Genomic DNA, 21028 nt, shown 5'->3' with positions numbered 1-21028 from the left:
GCTTACTTACCCGCCTTTCCGACCTTGCGGCGGATGACTTCGCCCTCGTACTTGACACCCTTGGCCTTGTACGGGTCGGGCTTGCGCAGCTTGCGGATGTTGGCCGCAACCTCGCCGACCTTCTGCTTGTCGATGCCCTCGACCGAGAACCGGGTGGGGGCCTCCACCTTGAAGGTGATGCCCTCGGGGGCCTCGACGGTGATCGGGTGGCTGTAGCCGAGAGCGAACTCGAGGTTCGAACCCTTGGCCTGCACGCGGTAACCGACACCGCTGATCTCGAGCTTCTTCACGTAACCCTGGGTCACGCCGGTGATCATGTTCGCCACCAGCGTGCGGGACAGGCCGTGCAGGGCCTTGTTCTGACGCTCGTCGTTGGGGCGGGTGACGTTGAGAACGCCGTCCTCACCCTTGGCGATGTCGATCGGCGCAGCGACGGTGTGGGTCAGTTCGCCCTTGGGGCCCTTGACCGAGACCGTACGGCCGTCGATGGTGACGTCCACGCCGGCGGGAACCGTGATGGGGAGCTTGCCAATACGCGACATAGCTGTTTCCTCCGATTCCTTTCCGCTACCAGACGTAGGCGAGAACTTCTCCGCCTACGCCCTTCTTGCCGGCCTGCTTGTCGGTCAGGAGACCGTGCGACGTGGAGATGATCGCCACGCCGAGGCCACCGAGGACCTTGGGCAGGTTGGTGGACTTCGCGTACACCCGGAGACCGGGCTTGGAGATCCGCTTGATGCCCGCGATGGAGCGCTCACGGTTCGGGCCGAACTTCAGCTCGAGGACGAGGTTCTTGCCGACCTCGGCGTCCTCGACCTTCCAGCCCGTGATGAAGCCCTCCTGCTGGAGGATCTCCGCGATGTGCGACTTGATCTTGGACGCCGGCATCGTCACGGAGTCGTGGTATGCCGAGTTCGCGTTCCGCAGACGCGTAAGCATGTCTGCGATCGGATCAGTCATGGTCATGAATTGGCCTTCGGCCTCTCTCGCCGGGGTTTCCAGGTGCCCATCCCTCTCCTCGATCCGAGACGAGGCGGGTGCGGTGCGGTGGACCTACGGCGTAGTAAGTCGTACGGGCGTCAGGGCGCCCAACCCTCCTAGCCTAAGCCATGGAGGGGTGGGCCCCTGACCAAACCCTTTGCTTACCGAGAGCTTCAGGTAACCCCAACTAGGGGATTACCAGGAGCTCTTGGTCACGCCCGGCAGCTCGCCACGGTGAGCCATCTCACGAAGGCACACGCGGCACAGGCCGAACTTGCGGTACACGGAGTGCGGACGGCCGCAGCGCTGGCAGCGGGTGTACGCACGCACACCGAACTTGGGCTTGCGAGCAGCCTTGGCAATCAGAGCCTTCTTCGCCATCTCGCTCACGCCTCCTTGAAGGGGAAGCCGAGGTGACGAAGGAGCGCGCGGCCCTCAGCGTCGTTGGTCGCCGTGGTCACCACGGTGATGTCCATGCCCCGGGTACGGTCGATCTTGTCCTGGTCGATCTCGTGGAACATGACCTGCTCGGTGAGACCGAAGGTGTAGTTGCCACGGCCGTCGAACTGCTTGGGGGACAGACCACGGAAGTCGCGGATGCGCGGCAGCGCGAGCGACAGGGTGCGGTCCAGGAACTCCCACATGCGGTCGCCACGGAGCGTGACGTGGGCACCGATCGGCTGGCCCTCACGCAGCTTGAACTGCGCGATGGACTTGCGGGCCTTGGTGACGGCCGGCTTCTGACCGGTGATCGTGGTGAGGTCGCGGATGGCGCCCTCGATCAGCTTGGAGTCGCGGGCGGCGTCGCCCACACCCATGTTGACCACGATCTTGACGAGGCCGGGGATCTGCATGACGTTCTCGTACTTGAACTCGTCACGCAGCTTGCCCGCGATCTCCTCGCGGTACTTCGTCTTGAGACGCGGAGTCGTGGTGGTAGCCATCAGATGTCCTCACCCGTCCGCTTGGCAACGCGGATCTTGTTGCCCTCGTCGTCGAAGCGGTAACCGACACGCGTGACGACCTTGTTGCCGTCCTTCTCCACGACCAGCTGGACGTTGGAGACGTGGATCGGGGCCTCGGTCGTGACGATGCCACCGGCCTGCGAACCGCGAGCGGTGGGGCCGGCCTTGGTGTGCTTCTTGACCCGGTTGACACCCTCGACCAGGACGCGGTCCTCGCGGGGGAAGGCCGCGATGACCTTGCCCTGCTTGCCCTTGTCCTTACCGGTGATGACCTGGACCAGGTCGCCCTTCTTGATCTTCATGCTTACAGCACCTCCGGAGCCAGCGAGATGATCTTCATGAACTTCTTCTCGCGCAGCTCACGCCCGACCGGGCCGAAGATGCGGGTGCCGCGAGGGTCGCCGTCGTTCTTCAGAATGACGGCGGCGTTCTCGTCGAAGCGGATGTACGAGCCGTCCGGACGGCGGCGCTCCTTGACGGTGCGAACGATGACCGCCTTGACGACGTCACCCTTCTTCACGTTGCCACCGGGGATCGCGTCCTTGACGGTGGCGACGATGACGTCACCGATGCCCGCGTAGCGGCGACCGGAGCCACCGAGCACACGGATGCAAAGGATCTCCTTCGCACCAGTGTTGTCGGCGACACGCAGTCGCGACTCCTGCTGGATCACGTCTATCTCCTGTTTGTCTGCCGGTTCCCGGCAGGGGCCTTATCCCTTACGGGAGTTGAGCCCCTGCCGAGCCTGGCGGAACTGACCTGCGGGATGATCCCCGCAGGAAATTACTTGGCCTTCTCGAGGATCTCGACGACGCGCCAGCGCTTGGTCGCCGACAGCGGGCGGGTCTCCGCGAGGAGGACCCGGTCGCCGACGCCGGCAGCGTTCTGCTCGTCGTGCGCCTTGAGCTTGTTGGTACGGCGGATGACCTTGCCGTACAGCGCGTGCTTGACGCGGTCCTCGACGGCGACGACGACGGTCTTGTCCATCTTGTCGCTGACGACGAGACCCTCACGGGTCTTGCGGAAGCCGCGGGCCTCTGCAGTCTGCTCAGTCACGTTGCTCTCACTCATCAGGCGCTCTCCACCGTCTCGATGCCCAGCTCGCGCTCACGCATCAGGGTGTAGATCCGCGCGATGTCCTTACGGACGGCCTTGAGCCGACCGTGGTTCTCGAGCTGACCGGTCGCCGCCTGGAAGCGGAGGTTGAACAGCTCTTCCTTGGCCTCGCGGAGCTTGTTCAGCAGCTCCTCGTTGCCCAGCTCGCGCAGCTCGGACGCCTTGGTACCGGCCGACATCACGCTTCACCTGCCTCGCGCTTGACGATCCGGCACTTCATCGGCAGCTTGTGGGCTGCGCGAGTCAGAGCCTCACGGGCGATCTTCTCGTTGGGGTAGGACAGCTCGAACATGACCCGGCCCGGGTGCACGTTCGCGATCCACCACTCGGGAGAACCCTTACCGGAACCCATGCGGGTCTCGGCAGGCTTCTTCGTGAGCGGGCGGTCCGGGTAGATGTTGATCCAGACCTTGCCGCCACGCTTGATGTGGCGGGTCATCGCGATACGGGCCGCCTCGATCTGGCGGTTGGTCACGTACGCCGGCGTGAGGGCCTGAATGCCGTACTCGCCGAACGCGACCGTCGTACCGCCCTTGGCCTGACCACGGCGCTTCGGGTGGTGCTGCTTGCGGTGCTTGACCCTACGGGGGATCAGCATGTCGGTCAGGCCTCCGTTCCGGTGCTCTCAGCCGGAGCGGCGGCGGGGGCCTCGGCCTTGGGGGCCTCGGCGCCGGCAGCCTGCTGCGGCTTGCGACCGCGCCGCTCGCCACCACGGCCACCACGGGCCGGGCGGTCGGCACCGCCACCGCGAGCCGGGCGGTTACCCGCACGGGCGGCAGCGTTCTCGGCGCGGACCTCGGCGATGTTCTTGACGTCGCCCTTGTAGATCCAGACCTTCACACCGATGCGGCCGAAGGTCGTCTTGGCCTCGAAGAAGCCGTAGTCCACGTTCGCGCGGAGCGTGTGCAGGGGCACACGGCCCTCGCGGTAGAACTCCGAGCGGGACATCTCGGCGCCACCGAGGCGGCCACCGCACTGGATCTTGATGCCCTTGGCGCCGGCCTTCATCGCCGACTGCATGCTCTTACGCATGGCGCGGCGGAAGGAGACGCGGGAGGAGAGCTGCTCGGCGACGGCCTGGGCAACCAGCTGAGCGTCGGTCTCGGGGTTCTTGACCTCGAGGATGTTCAGCTGGACCTGCTTGCCCGTGAGCTTCTCGAGGTCACCGCGGATGCGGTCGGCCTCGGCGCCACGGCGGCCGATGACGATGCCCGGACGAGCGGTGTGGATGTCCACACGCACACGGTCACGGGTGCGCTCGATCTCCACCTTCGAGATGCCGGCGCGCTCCATGCCGGACGTCATCATCCGACGGATGGCGACGTCTTCCTTGACGTAGTCCTTGTACAGCTTGTCGGCGTACCACCGGGACTTGAAGTCCGTGGTGACACCGAGCCGGAACCCATGCGGGTTAACCTTCTGGCCCATTACCGGGTTCCTTCCTTGCTGCTGACGACCACGGTGATGTGGCTGGTCCGCTTGCGGATCCGGTAGGCACGGCCCTGGGCGCGCGGCCGGAACCGCTTCAGGGTCGGGCCCTCGTCGACGTACGCCTCGGAGATGAAGAGGCTGTCGGCGTCGGTGTGGTCGTAGTTGTGCGCGGCGTTGGCGATGGCGCTGTCGAGCACCTTGCCGACGGGCACTGAGGCGGCCTGCGGAGCGAATCGCAGGACCGCCTGAGCCTCCGTGGCGTCCATGCCACGGATAAGGTCCACCACGCGGCGGGCCTTCATGGGCGTAACGCGGATGTACCGCGCCTGGGCCCTGGCTTCCATGGTTGTCCCTCTCAGTTACTTACGTGTCTGAATGCGATCCGCGTTTAGCGGCGCTTCGACTTCCGGTCGTCCTTGACGTGACCCCGGAAGGTGCGCGTCGGCGAGAACTCGCCGAGCTTGTGGCCGACCATCGACTCGGTGACGAACACCGGGATGTGGGTCTTGCCGTTGTGCACCGCGATCGTGTGGCCGAGCATGGCCGGGACGATCATCGAGCGACGGGACCAGGTCTTGATGACGTTCTTGGAACCGGCTTCGTTCTGGGCGTCCACCTTCTTGATCAGGTGGTCGTCGACGAAGGGCCCCTTCTTGAGACTGCGCGGCATCTAAACCCGCTCCTAGCGCTTCTTGTTCGTCTTGCGGCGGCGGACGATGTACTTGTTCGAAGCCTTCTTCGGCGAACGAGTACGACCCTCCTTCTGACCCCAGGGGCTGACCGGGTGGCGACCACCGGAGGTCTTGCCCTCACCACCACCGTGCGGGTGGTCAACCGGGTTCATCGCCACACCGCGAACGGTCGGGCGGACGCCCAGCCAGCGCTTGCGGCCGGCCTTGCCCCAGTTGATGTTGCTCTGCTCGGCGTTGCCGACCTCGCCGACCGTGGCGCGGCAGCGCTGGTCGACCAGGCGGATCTCGCCGGACGGCATACGAAGGTGGGCCATCGTGCCCTCCTTCGCGAGCAGCTGCACCGAGGCACCGGCGGAGCGGGCGAACTTGGCGCCGCCACCGGGACGGATCTCGATCGCGTGGATCGTGGTACCGACCGGGATGTTGCGGAGCGCCAGGTTGTTGCCCGGCTTGATGTCGGCCCCGGGACCGTTCTCGACGCGGTCACCCTGCTGCAGGTTGCGCGGGGCGAGGATGTAGCGCTTCTCGCCGTCCGCGTAGTGCAGCAGCGCGATGCGCGCGGTGCGGTTGGGGTCGTACTCGATGTGCGCGACCTTCGCCGGCACGCCGTCCTTGTCATGGCGACGGAAGTCGATGACACGGTAGGCGCGCTTGTGTCCGCCACCCTGGTGGCGAACGGTCACACGACCGGCGTTGTTACGGCCGCCCTTGCTGTGCAGGGGGCGGACCAGCGACTTCTCCGGCGTGGACCGCGTGACCTCGACGAAGTCGGCGACGCTGGAGCCGCGACGGCCCGGCGTAGTCGGCTTGTACTTGCGGATTCCCATTTCTCAGTCCTCGTCCGATATCGGACGATCCGACCCGCTTACGCGGTCGGACCGCCGAAGATGTCGATACGGTCGCCCTCGGCAAGGGTCACGATCGCGCGCTTGCTGTCGGCACGCTTGCCGAAGCCGGTGCGGGTCCGCTTGCGCTTGCCCTGGCGGTTGATCGTGTTGACCCCGGTGACCTTGACCGAGAAGACCGCCTGGACGGCCTGCTTGATCTGGGTCTTGTTGGCGCCGGGGGCCACGATGAACGTGTACTTGCCCTCGTCGAGAAGCGCGTAGCTCTTCTCGGACACGACCGGCTTCAGCAGGACGTCACGGGGGTCCGTGAAGGCCTTGCTCGCCGGCGTGACGACGGTGTTCTTGCCCTCGGCGGCGTGGCGGCGCGCCTTGGCGACGCGCGCGGCCTTGGCGGCCTTCGCAGCCTTGGAGGCGATGCTCGGGTGACGCGTAGCCATCAGGCCTCGCTCCCTTCGGTGTCGGTGGCCTTCGGGCCGGACACGAAGGACTCGAAGGCGGCCTGGGTGAAGACCACGTCGTCCGAGACGAGAACGTCGTACGTGTTCAGCTGGCCCGGCTCCAGGATGTGGACCTGGGGCAGGTTGCGGGCGGACAGCCACGAGGCCTCGTCGGCACGGTCGACGACCAGGAGCAGGTTCTTGCGCTCCGAGATCTTGCCGAACAGCGACTTGGCGGCCTTCGTGGAGGGGGTCGCGCCCTCGACCACGCCGGAGACGACGTGGATGCGGTTGTGACGGGCCCGGTCGGTGAGGGCGTGGCGCAGGGCCGCGGCCTTCATCTTCTTCGGGGTCCGCTGCGAGTAGTCACGCGGCACGGGGCCGTGGACGACGCCACCGCCGGCGAACTGCGGCGCACGGGTCGAACCCTGGCGGGCGCGGCCGGTGCCCTTCTGGCGGTACGGCTTCTTGCCGCCACCACGGACCTCGCCACGCGTCTTGGTCTTGTGCGTGCCCTGGCGGGCAGCGGCCAGCTGCGCGACGACGACCTGGTGGATCAGCGGGATGCTGACCTTCTCGACGTCGAAGATCTCGGCCGGGAGCTCGACGGTCCCGGCGGTGTCGCCGGAGGGCGACAGAATGTCAATGGTGCTCATATCCTCAGGCCCCCTTGGCCGCGGTGCGGACCAGGACGAGGCCGCCGTTCGGACCAGGAACCGCGCCCTTGATGAGCAGCAGGCCCTTCTCCGCGTCAACGGCGTGAACGGTCAGGTTCTGGGTGGTGACCCGCTCGTTGCCCATACGACCCGCCATGCGGAGGCCCTTGAACACGCGGCCCGGGGTGGCGCAGCCACCGATGGAACCGGGCGAGCGGTGCTTGCGCTGGGTGCCGTGACCGGCGCCGAGGCCCTTGAAGTTGTGACGCTTCATGACACCGGCGAAGCCCTTGCCCTTGCTCTTGCCGGTCACGTCGACCTTGATGCCGGCCTCGAAGACCTCGGCGGTGATTTCCTGACCGAGCGTGTACTCGGCGGCATCGGCCGTCCGGATCTCGACGAGGTGGCGACGGGGCGTGACGTCGGCCTTGGCGAAGTGGCCCTTGAGGGGCTTGTTCACCTTGCGGGGGTCGATCTCGCCGAACGCGATCTGGACGGACTCGTAGCCGTCGACGTCGTTCGTACGGACCTGGGTCACGACATTGGGGCCGGCCTTGACGACGGTGACCGGAACAACACGGTTGTTCTCGTCCCACACCTGCGTCATGCCGAGCTTCTCGCCCAGGATGCCCTTGATCTGCTTAGCCATCGTTCAGATCACCGGCCTCAGAGCTTGATCTCGATGTCGACACCGGCCGGGAGGTCGAGTCGCATCAGAGAGTCAACGGTCTTGGGGGTCGGGTCGAGGATGTCGATCAGGCGCTTGTGCGTGCGCATCTCGAAGTGCTCGCGCGAGTCCTTGTACTTGTGCGGCGACTTGATGACGCAGTACACGTTCTTCTCAGTGGGCAGCGGCACCGGGCCCGCGACCGACGCACCAGTGCGGGTCACCGTCTCGACGATCTTCTTCGCCGAGGAGTCGATGACCTCGTGGTCGTAGGCCTTGAGCCGGATGCGGATCTTCTGTCCCGCCATGGCTACTCAGTAGTCCTGTCTCTTCTACAGCTCTGGAACCCGGTGTCCTTTGACTTCCTCCGACCCACGCGGTCGGGCGTGTCGCCCTCCCGCTGACACAGATGTCCCTTGTTCGAACATCCCTTGCCTTGGGAAAGAGGTTCACCGGGTGCCTGGCCAGTGCCGCACCACACTTCCCGGAAGATTCCCGTACGTCCGCCCCAGCGCTGCCTTACGGCAGTTAGGGCGACGAGTACTGTGGGACTCGCTTCCGGTCCCCCCGGCGGGAGGCGCGCAGCATCAACACTCGACCGAGCAACCCCGCTAGTCTGCCATACGGGGCACGGGCGTGGCCAATCGAGCCGGAGACCTTACCCCGAGAGTGACGCAGGTCAAACACAGGTCCTGTCTCCGGCCCGCCGCGGAGCCGCTCAGCTCCCCGTGAGGGGCGCGTCAGCGCACGTCCACGTGATCCCCGCCGCTCGTCGTGGCCCCCGTCGTGTCGTTCCCCCCGTACGCCCACCGCCACGTCCCGTCCTTCGAGGCGGTGACCGTGGTCTTCAGGGCGCCGGTGCTGCTCGTCGTGACCTTCTTGACGGTGACGAAGGAGCTGGTGCCCGTCTCGCGGAACTGGAGGCTGACCGAACGGCCGCCGTAGCCGCCGTACTTCTTGGTCGCCCAGTCCGCCCGGGTGAGCTTGCCGGTGACGGTGATCTTCTTGCCCTTGACGACCGGCTCCGGCGAGGCGTTCACGGTGACCTTCGCCGCCCGCTTGAGCCGGACGGTGAGGGACCGGGTCTCGTACTCCTCGGCCAGGAGGCTGCCGTTGGCCCTGAACAGACGCAGGGCCACCGCGGTCTTCCAGGTGGTGGCGTCACTGTTGGAGTCGACGTGCTCCTGGCTCGGGTGGGGGTCGATGTAGAGGGACCCCTCGCACTCGGCCACCTTGTCGCTCTGCTCGTAGCAGGTGTAACCGCCCGGACCGATGAAGTTGTCCCCGGTGCTGGTCGCGTGCTTCAGGACACCCCGGTAGATGAAGGGGTACGCGTCGTAGCGGAACGGGTCGCTCGTGCTGTACCCGGACGGCAGGGTGATCGTGAAGCTGATGGACGGTTCGACCGGCTTCGAGGTACCGACGACGATCGGCTTGCCCTTGTTGATCACGATGTCGGTCACCTTGATCCCGGTGTCCTGGGCCTGGGCCGCCGGGGCGTTCAGGAGGGTGAGGGCCAGCGCCCCCACGAGCGCGACCCCGGTGGCCGTACGTCTGCCAGTGGTCATTACCACCTCTTTCGTGGTGCGGGAAAGAAGCGGGCAGACTATCCCATGACCTGAACATGACTCTCACATGGGTTACGGCCACTCCACCAGCACCGCGAACACGACATACACCACCGGCACCATCACCGGTGCCGCCAGCGCCAGTCCCACCCGGCGGGCCGTGTTACGGCGTTCCCACGGCAGGGCCCAGCCGGCGGCCAGGAGGAACAGGGCGAGGCCCAGGCCCCCGAGCAGCACCGGGAAGGCGATGCCGAAGCTCGATGCGAAGCGGTCGGCCTCGGGGGCGGCGCAGGAGTCGCACGCCATCACGGAGAGCCCGCCGAAGACATAGGCGAGCACACAGGCGGGCAGCGTCAGGAGCGTCGAGATCAGCGGGGCGACCCAGGCACCGGTCGCGCGGTCGTCGTCGAGCGTGAGGTCCGGCATGGGTCCATCACAGCGCGCGGGCGCACGCGGCCGCATGAGCGTTCGTACTCAGAAAGCACGGTCGCCGTACGGACGTTCAGGCGCCCGCGTTCCGCAACCGCGCGAACGACGTGTCCAGCCCCCGCTTCAGCAGCCGCGCCACCGGCCGCTCCACGTACCGGTGCACCAGCCAGCTCAGCAGCAGGAACCCGGCGATGACGGAGACGACCAGCAGGCGGGCGTCCATGGTGTCGCGCAGGCGGTTGATGACCGTCGTACCGGCCGCGTAGTGCGTCAGGTACAGCGGATACGTCAGCGCGCCCGCCGTCACCAGCCACTTCCAGCGGATCCGGTCCGTGGCGCCGAGGGCGATGGCCACCATGGCCAGCAGGAAGACCGTGAAGATCAGCACACTCCCCCGCCACCCCGACACATGCTCGACCTCGTCGATCCGGATGCCCAGTTCGCGCTGGCCCATCAGCCAGGCCATCGCGAGGATGCCCCACAGCAGCAGGTCCTGGCCGAAGCGGTGCATGAGGTACAGGGCGAGGCCCGCGATGAAGTACCAGGCGCCCTCGGGGTTCGCGACCAGTTCCAGCAGCGGGAGCTTCGAGATCGGGGCCAGCATCGCCGCGGCGCCCCACACACAGCAGAAGACGACGACCTTGCGGTAGGTCAGGCCGCTCCACACGACCACCAGGAAGAGGAGGTAGAAGCGGAGCTCGGACCACAGGGTCCAGTAGACGCCGTCGACGTTCATGACGCCCGAACCGGACTGGAGCATCGTGATGTTGAGGAGTACGTCCCGCAGGCGCAGGCGGTCCCAGACACCGGGCAGCAGCGTCAGTACGGCGGTGGTGAACGCGACGGCGAACCAGTACGCGGGGTACAGCCGGATCACCCGCGAGGTGAAGAACTGCCTCGGGGTCCGGCCCCAGCACGACATGCAGATCACGAAGCCGCTGATCACGAAGAAGATCTCGACGCCGATCCAGCCGTAGGAGGCGAACCGGAAGACCGTCGGCATGATGTCGGACACCGGGCGGTCCCAGATGCGGTTGCCGGGCTGGTCGACGCGGTGGGTGCCGGCGTAGTGGTGCACGGCGACCATGAGCGCGGCCAGGAGCCGGATGCCGTCGATGGCGTAGAGCCGACGGCCGACGCGGTCGCGTACGACGGCGGCGCGGGCGGGCTGGACCGGCGCGGTGGACGCGGTGGGCGCGGCGAGGGGCGGAAGCGGCTGTTGCAGTCCGCCGACGAGCCGTCGGGGTATCGACGTTCCGCGCTCCGCATCCTGCGTCGACACCTGCGGGTCCGTCCGTCCTCTCGGGGAAGTCCGGGCCGGAGCGGCCACCGGACGCCTCAGGCTACGACCCTCACAACCACCCCACAGCGACCAGACAGGAACATTTCTCCCACCGGGCCCGGGGAGTTGCCGCAACGCTCGTCCACCCGCTTCACAGAGTTCCCCGAGGCTTCACTTGACACCGAGATCGACGCCGACTGGTACGACACGGTCACCGTCGTCGACTGCGGCGAGAACCTGACGAAGAGCGGCGGCCCGGGCTGCGGGGCGGCGACCTCGCTGGACGCCAGCGCGATCGGGGAGGTCCTCGGGCACCCCGTCCGGCAGATCCGCGCCCGCATCTGAGGCCGGACAGGCGAAGGGGCCCGTACGACCGAAGTCGTACGGGCCCCTTCAGAGACCTACAAGTCCAGAGACCTACGGGTCTCGGAGACCTACCGGGTCAGAACAAGATCAGGCGGTGATCTTGGTGACCTGGCCGGCGCCGACCGTCCGGCCACCCTCACGGATGGCGAACTTCAGGCCCTCTTCCATGGCGACGGGCTGGATGAGCTCCACCTTCATCTCGGTGTTGTCACCCGGCATGACCATCTCGGTGCCCTCGGGGAGGGTCACGACGCCGGTCACGTCCGTCGTACGGAAGTAGAACTGCGGACGGTAGTTGTTGAAGAACGGCGTGTGGCGGCCACCCTCGTCCTTGGACAGGATGTAGGCCTGGGCCTCGAACTGGGTGTGTGGCGTGACCGAACCCGGCTTGATGATGACCTGGCCGCGCTCGACGTCCTCGCGCTTGATGCCACGGAGCAGCAGACCGACGTTCTCACCGGCCTGGCCCTCGTCGAGCAGCTTGCGGAACATCTCGATGCCGGTGACCGTGGTGGTGGTCTTCTCGGTCTTGATGCCGATGATGTCGACGGTCTCGTTGACCTTGAGGACACCACGCTCGATACGACCGGTGACGACGGTGCCACGACCGGTGATCGTGAAGACGTCCTCGATCGGCATCAGGAACGGCTTGTCGACGTCACGCTCGGGCTGCGGGATCGCCTCGTCGACGGCGGCCATCAGGTCCAGGACCGACTGGCCCCACTCCTTGTCGCCCTCGAGAGCCTTGAGCGCCGAGACCTTGACGACGGGGACGTCGTCGCCCGGGAACTCGTACTCGGAGAGGAGCTCACGCACCTCGAGCTCGACGAGCTCCAGGATCTCCTCGTCGTCCACCATGTCGGCCTTGTTCAGGGCGACGACGATGTACGGAACGCCGACCTGGCGGGCCAGGAGCACGTGCTCCTTGGTCTGCGGCATCGGGCCGTCGGTGGCGGCGACCACGAGGATGGCGCCGTCCATCTGCGCCGCACCCGTGATCATGTTCTTGATGTAGTCCGCGTGACCGGGGCAGTCGACGTGGGCGTAGTGACGCGTCTCGGTCTGGTACTCGACGTGCGCGATGGAGATGGTGATACCGCGCTGGCGCTCCTCGGGAGCCTTGTCGATCTGGTCGAAGGCCGAGGCCTCGTTCAGGTCCGGGTACGCGTCGTGCAGCACCTTGGTAATGGCGGCCGTGAGGGTCGTCTTACCGTGGTCGATGTGACCGATGGTGCCGATGTTGACGTGGGGCTTAGTCCGCTCGAACTTCGCCTTCGCCACGGGGTCCTCCTGTGGAGTGGTTCTGAACGCCTTGCTTCATCGGCGCCAGGTGATCTTTGCTGGAAAGCCTCGGCCCGGGGGCACTCCCCCACAAACGCGGGTGAATGCCCCTCCGGGCTCCGGAGTCAAGCCTAAAGCGTGCGAACGCGGTGCGTTACTCGCCCTTGGCCTTCGCGATGATCTCCTCGGCGACGTTCCGCGGAACCTCGGCGTAGGAGTCGAACTGCATCGAGTAGCTCGCGCGACCCGACGTCTTGCTGCGGAGGTCTCCGACGTAGCCGAACATCTCCGAGAGGGGCACGAGGCCCTTCACGACGCGGGCACCGGCCCGCTCCTCCATGGCCTGGATCTGACCACGGCGGGAGTTGATGTCGCCGATGACCTCACCCATGTAGTCCTCGGGCGTGGTGACCTCGACGGCCATCATCGGCTCAAGGAGCACAGGGCTCGCCTTGCGCGCGGCCTCCTTGAAGGCCTGCGAGCCGGCGATCTTGAACGCGAGCTCGGAGGAGTCGACCTCGTGGTAGGCACCGTCGAGAAGCGTGACGCGGACGCCCGTCATCTCGTACCCGGCGAGGATGCCGAACTGCATGGCCTCCTGCGCACCGGCGTCCACCGAAGGGATGTACTCCTTCGGGATACGGCCACCGGTCACCTTGTTCACGAACTCGTACGAGGCGTCGCCGCCCTCGATCGGCTCGATCGCGATCTGCACCTTGGCGAACTGGCCGGTACCACCAGTCTGCTTCTTGTGCGTGTAGTCGACGCGCTCGACGGCCTTGCGGATCGTCTCGCGGTACGCGACCTGCGGCTTGCCGACGTTGGCCTCGACCTTGAACTCACGGCGCATACGGTCGACCAGCACCTCGAGGTGCAGCTCGCCCATACCACCGATGATGGTCTGGCCGGTCTCCTCGTCCGAGTGGACCTGGAAGGAGGGGTCCTCCTCCGCGAGACGCTGGATGGCGACACCCAGCTTCTCCTGGTCACCCTTGGACTTGGGCTCGATGGCGACCTGGATGACCGGCGCCGGGAAGTCCATGGACTCCAGGATCACCGGCTGCTTGTCGTCGGACAGCGTCTCACCGGTGGTGGTCTGCTTCAGGCCCATGACGGCGACGATGTCGCCGGCGCCCACCGACTCGATCTCCTCACGCTTGTTCGCGTGCATGCGGTAGATCTTGCCGATGCGCTCCTTCTTGCCCTTGACGGAGTTCAGCACCGCGGTGCCGGACTCCAGGCGACCGGAGTAGATCCGGACGAAGGTGAGCTTGCCGAGGTGCGGGTCGCTCATGATCTTGAACGCCAGCGCGGACAGCGGCTCCTCGTCGGACGGCTTGCGCTTGACGACGACCTCGGGGTCCTTGACGTCGTGGCCCTCGATGGCCTCGACGTCGAGCGGGGTCGGCAGGTAGCGCACGACCGCGTCGAGCAGGGGCTGGACGCCCTTGTTCTTGAACGCGGTGCCACAGAACACCGGGGTGACCGTGGTGTCCTTGGACTTGCCGGACGCGATGGTGATGCGACGGATCGCGGCGTACAGCTGCTCCACGGTGGGCTCCTCGCCCTCCAGGTACAGCTCCATGATCTCTTCGTCGTTCTCCGCGACGGCCTCGATGAGCTTGCCGCGGTACTCCTCGGCAGCCTCGGTGTGCGTGGCCGGGATGTCGACGGTGTCGTACATCTCGCCCTTGGCCGCCTCGGCGGACCACACGAGCGCCTTCATGGTGACGAGGTCGACGACACCCTTGAAGTCGGCCTCGGCGCCGATCGGCAGCTGCATGACGAGCGGCTGGGCGCCCAGGCGGTCCGAGATCATGTCCACGCAGCGGTGGAACTCGGCGCCGGTACGGTCCAGCTTGTTGACGAAGCAGATGCGGGGCACGCCGTAACGGTCGGCCTGACGCCACACCGTCTCGGACTGCGGCTCCACGCCGGCAACGCCGTCGAACACGGTCACGGCACCGTCGAGAACGCGGAGCGAACGCTCCACCTCGACGGTGAAGTCCACGTGACCCGGGGTGTCGATGATGTTGATGGTGTGGTCGACACCCTCAAGCGGCCAGTGACAGGTGGTGGCAGCAGAGGTGATCGTGATGCCACGCTCCTGCTCCTGCTCCATCCAGTCCATGGTGGCGGCGCCGTCGTGGACCTCACCGATCTTGTACGAAACGCCGGTGTAGAACAGGATCCGCTCGGTGGTGGTCGTCTTGCCCGCGTCGATGTGGGCCATGATCCCGATGTTGCGGACCCTGGCCAGGTCAAGCGAAGTGGTAGCCATAAGGCTTCAGTCTTCTCTCGGTCTCGATGGGGTCTGCGACTACCAGCGGTAGTGCGCGAAGGCCTTGTTGGACTCGGCCATCTTGTGCGTGTCCTCGCGCTTCTTGACGGCCGCACCGAGGCCGTTCGAAGCGTCGAGAAGCTCGTTGAGCAGACGCTCGGTCATGGTCTTCTCGCGACGGGCGCGGGAGTAACCGACCAGCCAGCGCAGCGCCAGGGTGTTGGCGCGGCCGGGCTTGACCTCGACCGGCACCTGGTAGGTGGCGCCACCGACACGGCGGGACTTGACCTCGAGGGTCGGCTTGATGTTCTCGAGAGCGCGCTTGAGCGTGATGACCGGGTCGTTGCCGGTCTTGTCGCGCAGGCCCTCCATGGCGCCGTAAACGATCCGCTCGGCAGTCGAGCGCTTGCCGTTCAGCAGCACCTTGTTGATCAGGGAGGTCACCAGAGGAGAACCGTAGACCGGGTCGATGATGACCGGGCGCTTCGGGGCGGGGCCCTTACGAGGCATTCTTACTTCTCCTTCTTGGCGCCGTAGCGGCTGCGGGCCTGCTTGCGGTTCTTGACACCCTGGGTGTCGAGCGAGCCGCGGATGATCTTGTAGCGAACACCCGGCAGGTCCTTCACACGGCCGCCGCGCACGAGCACGATGGAGTGCTCCTGCAGGTTGTGTCCCTCACCCGGAATGTAAGCGGTGACCTCGATCCCGCTGGTCAGACGCACACGCGCGACCTTACGCAGGGCCGAGTTCGGCTTCTTCGGGGTGGTCGTGAACACACGCGTGCAGACGCCACGACGCTGAGGGGAACCCTCGAGTGCGGGCGTCTTGTTCTTCTCGACCTTGTCCTGCCGGCCCTTACGGACCAGCTGCTGGATCGTAGGCACTACTTCTCCGGTTTCTGTGTGCCGATGGGTACAGCTAACCTGGAACGTCGCCGACCCACGCGGTCGGGTGTGTCGAATCCGGCGGACTCCCGCCGCAAGGCGAAAAGAGCACAGATTACGGTGGCCGCTTGCGGCTCCCCTAGTGCGGTTCAAGGCACGCACGAGAGCCAGGGCACACCCCAGGCACAAGGTCTGAGCGTACCTAGCTCATTCGCTGCGGTCAAAACAAATGGGGTCGGGCCGCATCGTTATGCAGCGTGTGTCAAGCCCCTACGCCGTGGACGATCTTCGATTTCACATTCCGCACACGTGGGAGCACAGCCCGGCACCCTCACCCGGAGGCGAGTCCCACCGCGACCATCAGGGTCAGCAGCACCGACCACGCGGCGATGGACAGCCAGCCGAACACCAGCCCGGTCAGCGCGAACCCGTCGCCGCTCTCCCCCGTCCTCTCCATCTCCGCGCGCGCCGCGTGTCCGAGGATCACCGCGGGAATCCCGGTGAACCCGAAGGTCGGCACGCACAGCAGCCCGCACACCGCGGCTCCGACCGCCTTCCCGTTGGCCCGCGGCCGCGGTGCGGGCAGGAACGTCCGCGGTACGGCGGTGTAGGGCGCCGGCTGCGGCACGGGCCCGAGCGGCAGATCGGCCACGAGCAGCGCCAGCTCCCCCACGGTCCGCGCCCCGTACGCCCGCTCCACCCGCTTGTCGAACTCCCCCTTCTCCAGCCGCCCCTCCCCGTACCCGGCCCGCAACACGTCGACGGCCCGCTCCCGGTCGGCGTGCGAGGCGAGCATGGCGGAGGCGCCGGGGTGCTGGGCGGGGTGCGGGGCGCCGGGATGCCGGCCTGGGTGGGAGCCACCGGGCTGAGGAGCCGCGTACCCGGGCCAGGGGCGCGCGACAGGGGCGCCCGCGCCGGTCCAGGGCCCGGCGACCGGAGCGTCCGCCGGAGCCTCCCTGCCCGGCTCTGACGGCCACTGGTCCCTGTCCCACGGTTGCCACGACGGTTGCGACACGGAGCACCCCCTGAGAGGTCGAATGCCTCCATGATGCTCCAACGCTCCGATATCGGGACAGGTTCCGCCGAGACCACCCCGTCCACGCCGAAGGGCGGCCACCCCAAAGGATGACCGCCCTTCGCCAAGCAACCCGCTTACTGGTTGTACGGACCGTAGTCGTAGTCCTCCAGCGGAACGGCCTGGCCGGAGCCCGTGCCGAACGGCGAGTAGTCGATGTCGTCGTAGCCGACGGCCGAGTACATCGCGGCCTTGGCCTCCTCGGTCGGCTCCACCCGGATGTTGCGGTAGCGGGACAGACCCGTACCGGCCGGGATGAGCTTACCGATGATGACGTTCTCCTTGAGGCCGATGAGGCTGTCGGACTTGGCGTTGATCGCCGCGTCCGTCAGGACTCGGGTCGTCTCCTGGAAGGAGGCGGCCGACAGCCAGGATTCCGTCGCCAGCGAGGCCTTGGTGATACCCATCAGCTGCGGACGACCGGAGGCCGGGTGACCGCCCTCCTGGACCACACGACGGTTCTCGGTCTCGAACTTCGAGCGCTCGACCAGCTCACCGGGCAGCAGCTCGGCGTCGCCGGACTCGATGATCGTCACGCGGCGCAGCATCTGCCGGATGATGATCTCGATGTGCTTGTCGTGGATCGACACACCCTGCGAGTTGTAGACCTTCTGGACCTCGCCGACCAGGTGGACCTGGACGGCACGCTGGCCCAGGATGCGCAGCACGTCGTGCGGGTTGGTGGCACCCACGGTGAGCTTCTGGCCCACCTCGACGTGCTCGCCCTCGCTGACCAGGAGTCGGGCGCGCTTCGAGATCGGGAACGCCGTCTCGTCGCTGCCGTCGTCCGGCGTGATGACGATCTTCTTGGTCTTCTCGGTCTCCTCGATCCGCACGCGGCCCTGGGCCTCGGAGATCGGGGCGACACCCTTCGGGGTACGGGCCTCGAAGAGCTCGACGACACGCGGCAGACCCTGGGTGATGTCGTCACCGGCCACACCACCGGTGTGGAAGGTACGCATCGTCAGCTGGGTACCGGGCTCACCGATGGACTGGGCGGCGATGATGCCGACCGCCTCACCGATGTCGACCAGCTTGCCGGTGGCCAGCGAGCGGCCGTAGCACATGGCGCAGGTGCCGACGGCGGACTCGCAGGTCAGGACCGAGCGGGTCTTGACCGTGGAGACACCGTGGCGGACCAGCTCGTCGATGAGCACGTCGCCCAGGTCGGTACCGGCCGGGGCCAGCACCTTGCCGTCGACGACGATCTCCTCGGCGAGGCAGCGCGCGTACACGGACGTCTCGACGTCGTCCGCCTTGCGCAGCACGCCGTCCGCGCCGACCTCCGCGATCTGGAGCTTGAGGCCGCGGTCGGTGCCGCAGTCCTCCTCGCGGATGATGACGTCCTGCGAGACGTCCACCAGACGACGGGTCAGGTAACCCGAGTCGGCGGTACGCAGGGCGGTGTCGGCCAGACCCTTACGGGCACCGTGCGTGGAGATGAAGTACTCCAGCACGGACAGGCCCTCACGGAAGGACGCCTTGATGGGACGCGGGATCGTCTCGTTCTTGGCGTTCGACACCAGACCACGCATACCGGCGATCTGCCGCATCTGCATCATGTTTCCTCGGGCACCCGAGTCAACCATCATGAAGATGGGGTTCGTCTTGGGGAAGTTCTCGTTCATCGCCTCGGCGACCTCGTTGGTCGCCTTGGTCCAGATCGCGATGAGCTCCTGAGTGCGCTCTTCCTTGGTGATCAGACCGCGCTCGTACTGCTTCTGGACCTTCTCGTCCTGCGCCTCGTAGCCCTTGACGATCTCCTTCTTCGCCTCGGGAACGACGACGTCGGAGATGGCCACGGTGACACCGGAACGGGTCGCCCAGTAGAAGCCGGCCGCCTTCAGGTTGTCGAGCGTCGCCGCCACGATGACCTTGGGGTAGCGCTCGGCCAGGTCGTTGACGATCTCGGAGAGCTGCTTCTTGCCCACCGAGTAGTCGACGAACGGGTAGTCCTCGGGCAGCAGCTCGTTGAAGAGCGCGCGGCCCAGGGTCGTGCGCAGCCGGAAGCTGTCGCCCGTCTGGTACTCCGGCTCGCCCTCCTCGGCCACCGGCGGCGTCCAGCCACGCGGCGGGATGGTGCCCACCGGGAAGCGGATGTCGATCGGCGACTGGAGCGCCAGCTCACCGGCGTCGAACGCCATGATCGCCTCGGCCGTGGAGCCGAACGCGCGGCCCTCGCCCTTGGTGTCACGCAGCTCGCCGTCGGTGGTGAGGAAGAACAGACCGAGGACCATGTCCTGGGTCGGCATCGTCACCGGACGGCCGTCGGCGGGCTTGAGGATGTTGTTCGAGGACAGCATCAGGATGCGGGCCTCGGCCTGCGCCTCCGCGGACAGCGGCAGGTGCACGGCCATCTGGTCGCCGTCGAAGTCCGCGTTGAACGCGGTGCAGACGAGCGGGTGGATCTGGATGGCCTTGCCCTCGACCAGCTGCGGCTCGAAGGCCTGGATGCCGAGTCGGTGCAGGGTGGGAGCACGGTTCAGCAGCACCGGGTGCTCGGCGATGACCTCTTCGAGGACGTCGTACACGACCGTGCGGCCGCGCTCCACCATGCGCTTGGCGCTCTTGATGTTCTGCGCGTGGTTCAGGTCGACCAGGCGCTTCATCACGAACGGCTTGAAGAGCTCCAGCGCCATCGCCTTCGGCAGACCGCACTGGTGCAGCTTGAGCTGCGGACCGACGACGATCACGGAACGCGCGGAGTAGTCCACACGCTTGCCGAGCAGGTTCTGACGGAATCGACCCTGCTTGCCCTTCAGCATGTCGCTGAGGGACTTGAGCGGGCGGTTACCGGGACCGGTGACCGGACGGCCACGACGGCCGTTGTCGAACAGCGCGTCCACGGCCTCCTGGAGCATGCGCTTCTCGTTGTTCACGATGATCTCGGGCGCACCGAGGTCGAGAAGGCGCTTCAGGCGGTTGTTCCGGTTGATCACACGGCGGTACAGGTCGTTCAGGTCGGAGGTCGCGAAGCGGCCACCATCCAGCTGCACCATCGGGCGAAGGTCCGGCGGGATGACCGGCACGCAGTCGAGCACCATGCCCTTGGGGCTGTTGCTGGTCTGCAGGAACGCGGAGACGACCTTGAGGCGCTTGAGCGCACGGGTCTTCTTCTGGCCCTTGCCGGTACGGATGATCTCGCGGAGCTTCTCGGCCTCCTCGTCAAGGTCGAAGGACTCCAGGCGCTTCTGCAGCGCCGCGGCACCCATCGAACCGTCGAAGTAGGTACCGAAGCGGTCCCGCAGCTCGCGGTAGAGCAACTCGTCACCCTCGAGGTCCTGGACCTTGAGGTTCTTGAAGCGGGTCCACACCTCGTCGAGACGGTCGATCTCGCGCTGCGCACGGTCGCGCAGCTGCTTCATCTCGCGCTCGGCACCCTCGCGCACCTTGCGGCGCACGTCGGCCTTGGCACCCTCGGCCTCCAGCTCGGCCAGGTCCGACTCGAGCTTCTTGGCGCGGGCCTCCAGGTCGGCGTCCCGGCGGTTCTCGACCTGCTGGCGCTCCACGGAGACGTGCGCCTCCAGGGAGGGCAGGTCGCGGGTACGGCGCTCCTCGTCGACGTACGTGATCATGTACGCGGCGAAGTAGATGACCTTCTCGAGGTCCTTCGGGGCCAGGTCGAGCAGGTAGCCCAGCCGCGACGGAACGCCCTTGAAGTACCAGATGTGGGTGACGGGAGCGGCCAGCTCGATGTGGCCCATCCGCTCACGGCGCACCTTGGCGCGAGTGACCTCGACGCCGCAGCGCTCACAGATGATGCCCTTGAAGCGGACGCGCTTGTACTTGCCGCAGTAGCACTCCCAGTCCCGGGTCGGACCGAAGATCTTCTCGCAGAAGAGTCCGTCCTTTTCGGGCTTGAGGGTGCGGTAGTTGATGGTCTCGGGCTTCTTGACCTCGCCGTGGCTCCACTGACGGATGTCGTCAGCGGTGGCCAGGCCGATCCGGAGCTCGTCGAAGAAGTTGACGTCGAGCACTATGCGTCAATCCCTCTCAGGGTTGTAAGTCACGGGGTCTGATACGGGGGTCCTGGGGCCGGCCGGAGGATCCTCACCAGGTCCTCCGGCCG

At 66.6% G+C, this 21028-nt stretch carries 27 protein-coding genes; 1 reads left to right on the top strand and 26 read right to left on the bottom strand.

What is annotated here, in order from left to right:
* Nucleotides 1-2: 2 nt before the first annotated feature.
* From rplF to AC2XR2_RS26825, 20 genes are all read right to left on the bottom strand, one after another.
* Nucleotides 3-542, bottom strand: a complete 540-nt coding sequence (gene rplF, locus AC2XR2_RS26920; protein ID WP_037719144.1) for a 50S ribosomal protein L6 — start codon at nucleotides 540-542, stop codon at nucleotides 3-5.
* 25 nt (nucleotides 543-567) lie between these two features.
* A complete protein-coding gene (gene rpsH / locus AC2XR2_RS26915) occupies nucleotides 568-966 on the bottom strand; it encodes a 30S ribosomal protein S8 (protein WP_007384075.1) in 399 nt (132 codons plus the stop codon).
* Between the two features lie 210 nt (nucleotides 967-1176).
* The gene (locus tag AC2XR2_RS26910; RefSeq protein ID WP_003956452.1) at nucleotides 1177-1362 is read right to left on the bottom strand and encodes a type Z 30S ribosomal protein S14; all 186 of its coding nucleotides are present in this window, start codon (nucleotides 1360-1362) and stop codon (nucleotides 1177-1179) included.
* 5 nt (nucleotides 1363-1367) lie between these two features.
* Nucleotides 1368-1925 (bottom strand): 50S ribosomal protein L5, encoded by a 558-nt coding sequence (gene rplE / locus AC2XR2_RS26905; RefSeq protein ID WP_020135807.1) that lies wholly within the window; start codon nucleotides 1923-1925, stop codon nucleotides 1368-1370.
* Nucleotides 1925-2248: a 50S ribosomal protein L24 gene (gene rplX, locus AC2XR2_RS26900; RefSeq protein ID WP_003992365.1), complete on the bottom strand. Its 324-nt coding sequence runs from the start codon at nucleotides 2246-2248 to the stop codon at nucleotides 1925-1927. Before rplX ends, rplE begins: the two co-directional genes overlap by 1 nt.
* Before the next feature lie 2 nt (nucleotides 2249-2250).
* Entirely contained in the window at nucleotides 2251-2619 is a 369-nt protein-coding gene (gene rplN, locus AC2XR2_RS26895; protein ID WP_003998823.1) for a 50S ribosomal protein L14, read from the bottom strand.
* A 110-nt stretch (nucleotides 2620-2729) separates the two neighbouring features.
* The gene (gene rpsQ / locus AC2XR2_RS26890) at nucleotides 2730-3017 is read right to left on the bottom strand and encodes a 30S ribosomal protein S17 (RefSeq protein ID WP_007384073.1); all 288 of its coding nucleotides are present in this window, start codon (nucleotides 3015-3017) and stop codon (nucleotides 2730-2732) included.
* Nucleotides 3017-3241 (bottom strand): 50S ribosomal protein L29, encoded by a 225-nt coding sequence (gene rpmC, locus AC2XR2_RS26885; RefSeq protein WP_010036720.1) that lies wholly within the window; start codon nucleotides 3239-3241, stop codon nucleotides 3017-3019. The genes rpsQ and rpmC overlap by 1 nt, the downstream gene beginning before the upstream one ends.
* Entirely contained in the window at nucleotides 3241-3660 is a 420-nt protein-coding gene (gene rplP / locus AC2XR2_RS26880) for a 50S ribosomal protein L16 (protein ID WP_004927269.1), read from the bottom strand. Before rplP ends, rpmC begins: the two co-directional genes overlap by 1 nt.
* 5 nt (nucleotides 3661-3665) lie before the next feature.
* Complete coding sequence (gene rpsC, locus AC2XR2_RS26875; RefSeq protein WP_062023386.1) at nucleotides 3666-4490, bottom strand: 30S ribosomal protein S3; 825 nt, start codon at nucleotides 4488-4490, stop codon at nucleotides 3666-3668.
* On the bottom strand, nucleotides 4490-4837 hold the full coding sequence (gene rplV / locus AC2XR2_RS26870) for a 50S ribosomal protein L22 (protein ID WP_003974262.1): 348 nt from the start codon (nucleotides 4835-4837) through the stop codon (nucleotides 4490-4492). Before rplV ends, rpsC begins: the two co-directional genes overlap by 1 nt.
* Nucleotides 4838-4881: 44 nt before the next feature.
* Nucleotides 4882-5163: a 30S ribosomal protein S19 gene (gene rpsS / locus AC2XR2_RS26865; protein WP_007384069.1), complete on the bottom strand. Its 282-nt coding sequence runs from the start codon at nucleotides 5161-5163 to the stop codon at nucleotides 4882-4884.
* Between the two features lie 12 nt (nucleotides 5164-5175).
* Nucleotides 5176-6012: a 50S ribosomal protein L2 gene (gene rplB, locus AC2XR2_RS26860; protein ID WP_030039757.1), complete on the bottom strand. Its 837-nt coding sequence runs from the start codon at nucleotides 6010-6012 to the stop codon at nucleotides 5176-5178.
* A 38-nt stretch (nucleotides 6013-6050) separates the two neighbouring features.
* A complete protein-coding gene (gene rplW / locus AC2XR2_RS26855; protein ID WP_053846787.1) occupies nucleotides 6051-6470 on the bottom strand; it encodes a 50S ribosomal protein L23 in 420 nt (139 codons plus the stop codon).
* Nucleotides 6470-7126, bottom strand: a complete 657-nt coding sequence (gene rplD / locus AC2XR2_RS26850) for a 50S ribosomal protein L4 (protein ID WP_123762509.1) — start codon at nucleotides 7124-7126, stop codon at nucleotides 6470-6472. The genes rplW and rplD overlap by 1 nt, the downstream gene beginning before the upstream one ends.
* A gap of 4 nt (nucleotides 7127-7130) precedes the next feature.
* Nucleotides 7131-7775 carry a 50S ribosomal protein L3 gene (gene rplC / locus AC2XR2_RS26845; protein ID WP_123762508.1) on the bottom strand — a complete coding sequence of 215 codons (645 nt, stop codon included), beginning with the start codon at nucleotides 7773-7775 and terminating at the stop codon, nucleotides 7131-7133.
* Nucleotides 7776-7792: 17 nt separating this feature from the next.
* On the bottom strand, nucleotides 7793-8101 hold the full coding sequence (rpsJ, locus tag AC2XR2_RS26840) for a 30S ribosomal protein S10 (protein WP_003948644.1): 309 nt from the start codon (nucleotides 8099-8101) through the stop codon (nucleotides 7793-7795).
* A 432-nt stretch (nucleotides 8102-8533) separates the two neighbouring features.
* Nucleotides 8534-9361, bottom strand: a complete 828-nt coding sequence (locus AC2XR2_RS26835; RefSeq protein WP_449352379.1) for a hypothetical protein — start codon at nucleotides 9359-9361, stop codon at nucleotides 8534-8536.
* Nucleotides 9362-9433: 72 nt separating this feature from the next.
* Nucleotides 9434-9787: a hypothetical protein gene (locus AC2XR2_RS26830; RefSeq protein ID WP_491516508.1), complete on the bottom strand. Its 354-nt coding sequence runs from the start codon at nucleotides 9785-9787 to the stop codon at nucleotides 9434-9436.
* Nucleotides 9788-9863: 76 nt separating this feature from the next.
* Nucleotides 9864-11072 (bottom strand): acyltransferase family protein, encoded by a 1209-nt coding sequence (locus AC2XR2_RS26825; RefSeq protein WP_491516507.1) that lies wholly within the window; start codon nucleotides 11070-11072, stop codon nucleotides 9864-9866.
* A 126-nt stretch (nucleotides 11073-11198) separates the two neighbouring features.
* Between AC2XR2_RS26825 and AC2XR2_RS26820 the strand changes: the two genes are divergently transcribed.
* Nucleotides 11199-11417, top strand: coding sequence for a hypothetical protein (locus AC2XR2_RS26820; RefSeq protein ID WP_381303482.1), 219 nt, complete (start codon nucleotides 11199-11201; stop codon nucleotides 11415-11417).
* A gap of 108 nt (nucleotides 11418-11525) precedes the next feature.
* On the opposite strand, the gene tuf is transcribed toward AC2XR2_RS26820, so the two are convergent.
* The 6 genes from tuf to AC2XR2_RS26790 form a co-directional block, all read right to left on the bottom strand.
* A complete protein-coding gene (gene tuf / locus AC2XR2_RS26815; RefSeq protein ID WP_007384061.1) occupies nucleotides 11526-12719 on the bottom strand; it encodes an elongation factor Tu in 1194 nt (397 codons plus the stop codon).
* 154 nt (nucleotides 12720-12873) lie between these two features.
* A complete protein-coding gene (gene fusA, locus AC2XR2_RS26810; protein ID WP_330265015.1) occupies nucleotides 12874-15000 on the bottom strand; it encodes an elongation factor G in 2127 nt (708 codons plus the stop codon).
* Nucleotides 15001-15039: 39 nt separating this feature from the next.
* On the bottom strand, nucleotides 15040-15510 hold the full coding sequence (gene rpsG / locus AC2XR2_RS26805; protein WP_009330725.1) for a 30S ribosomal protein S7: 471 nt from the start codon (nucleotides 15508-15510) through the stop codon (nucleotides 15040-15042).
* Nucleotides 15511-15512: 2 nt separating this feature from the next.
* On the bottom strand, nucleotides 15513-15884 hold the full coding sequence (gene rpsL / locus AC2XR2_RS26800) for a 30S ribosomal protein S12 (RefSeq protein ID WP_003948652.1): 372 nt from the start codon (nucleotides 15882-15884) through the stop codon (nucleotides 15513-15515).
* Between the two features lie 331 nt (nucleotides 15885-16215).
* Nucleotides 16216-16680, bottom strand: coding sequence for a DUF1707 and DUF4190 domain-containing protein (locus AC2XR2_RS26795; protein ID WP_330269637.1), 465 nt, complete (start codon nucleotides 16678-16680; stop codon nucleotides 16216-16218).
* A gap of 356 nt (nucleotides 16681-17036) precedes the next feature.
* Nucleotides 17037-20936, bottom strand: a complete 3900-nt coding sequence (locus AC2XR2_RS26790) for a DNA-directed RNA polymerase subunit beta' (protein WP_381308408.1) — start codon at nucleotides 20934-20936, stop codon at nucleotides 17037-17039.
* Nucleotides 20937-21028 lie beyond the last annotated feature (92 nt).

The organism is Streptomyces sp. LS-MS-L19 (genome assembly GCF_058382285.1).
Note: the sequence above shows the minus strand (reverse complement) of the source record. Positions and strands in the feature narration are given on the sequence as shown.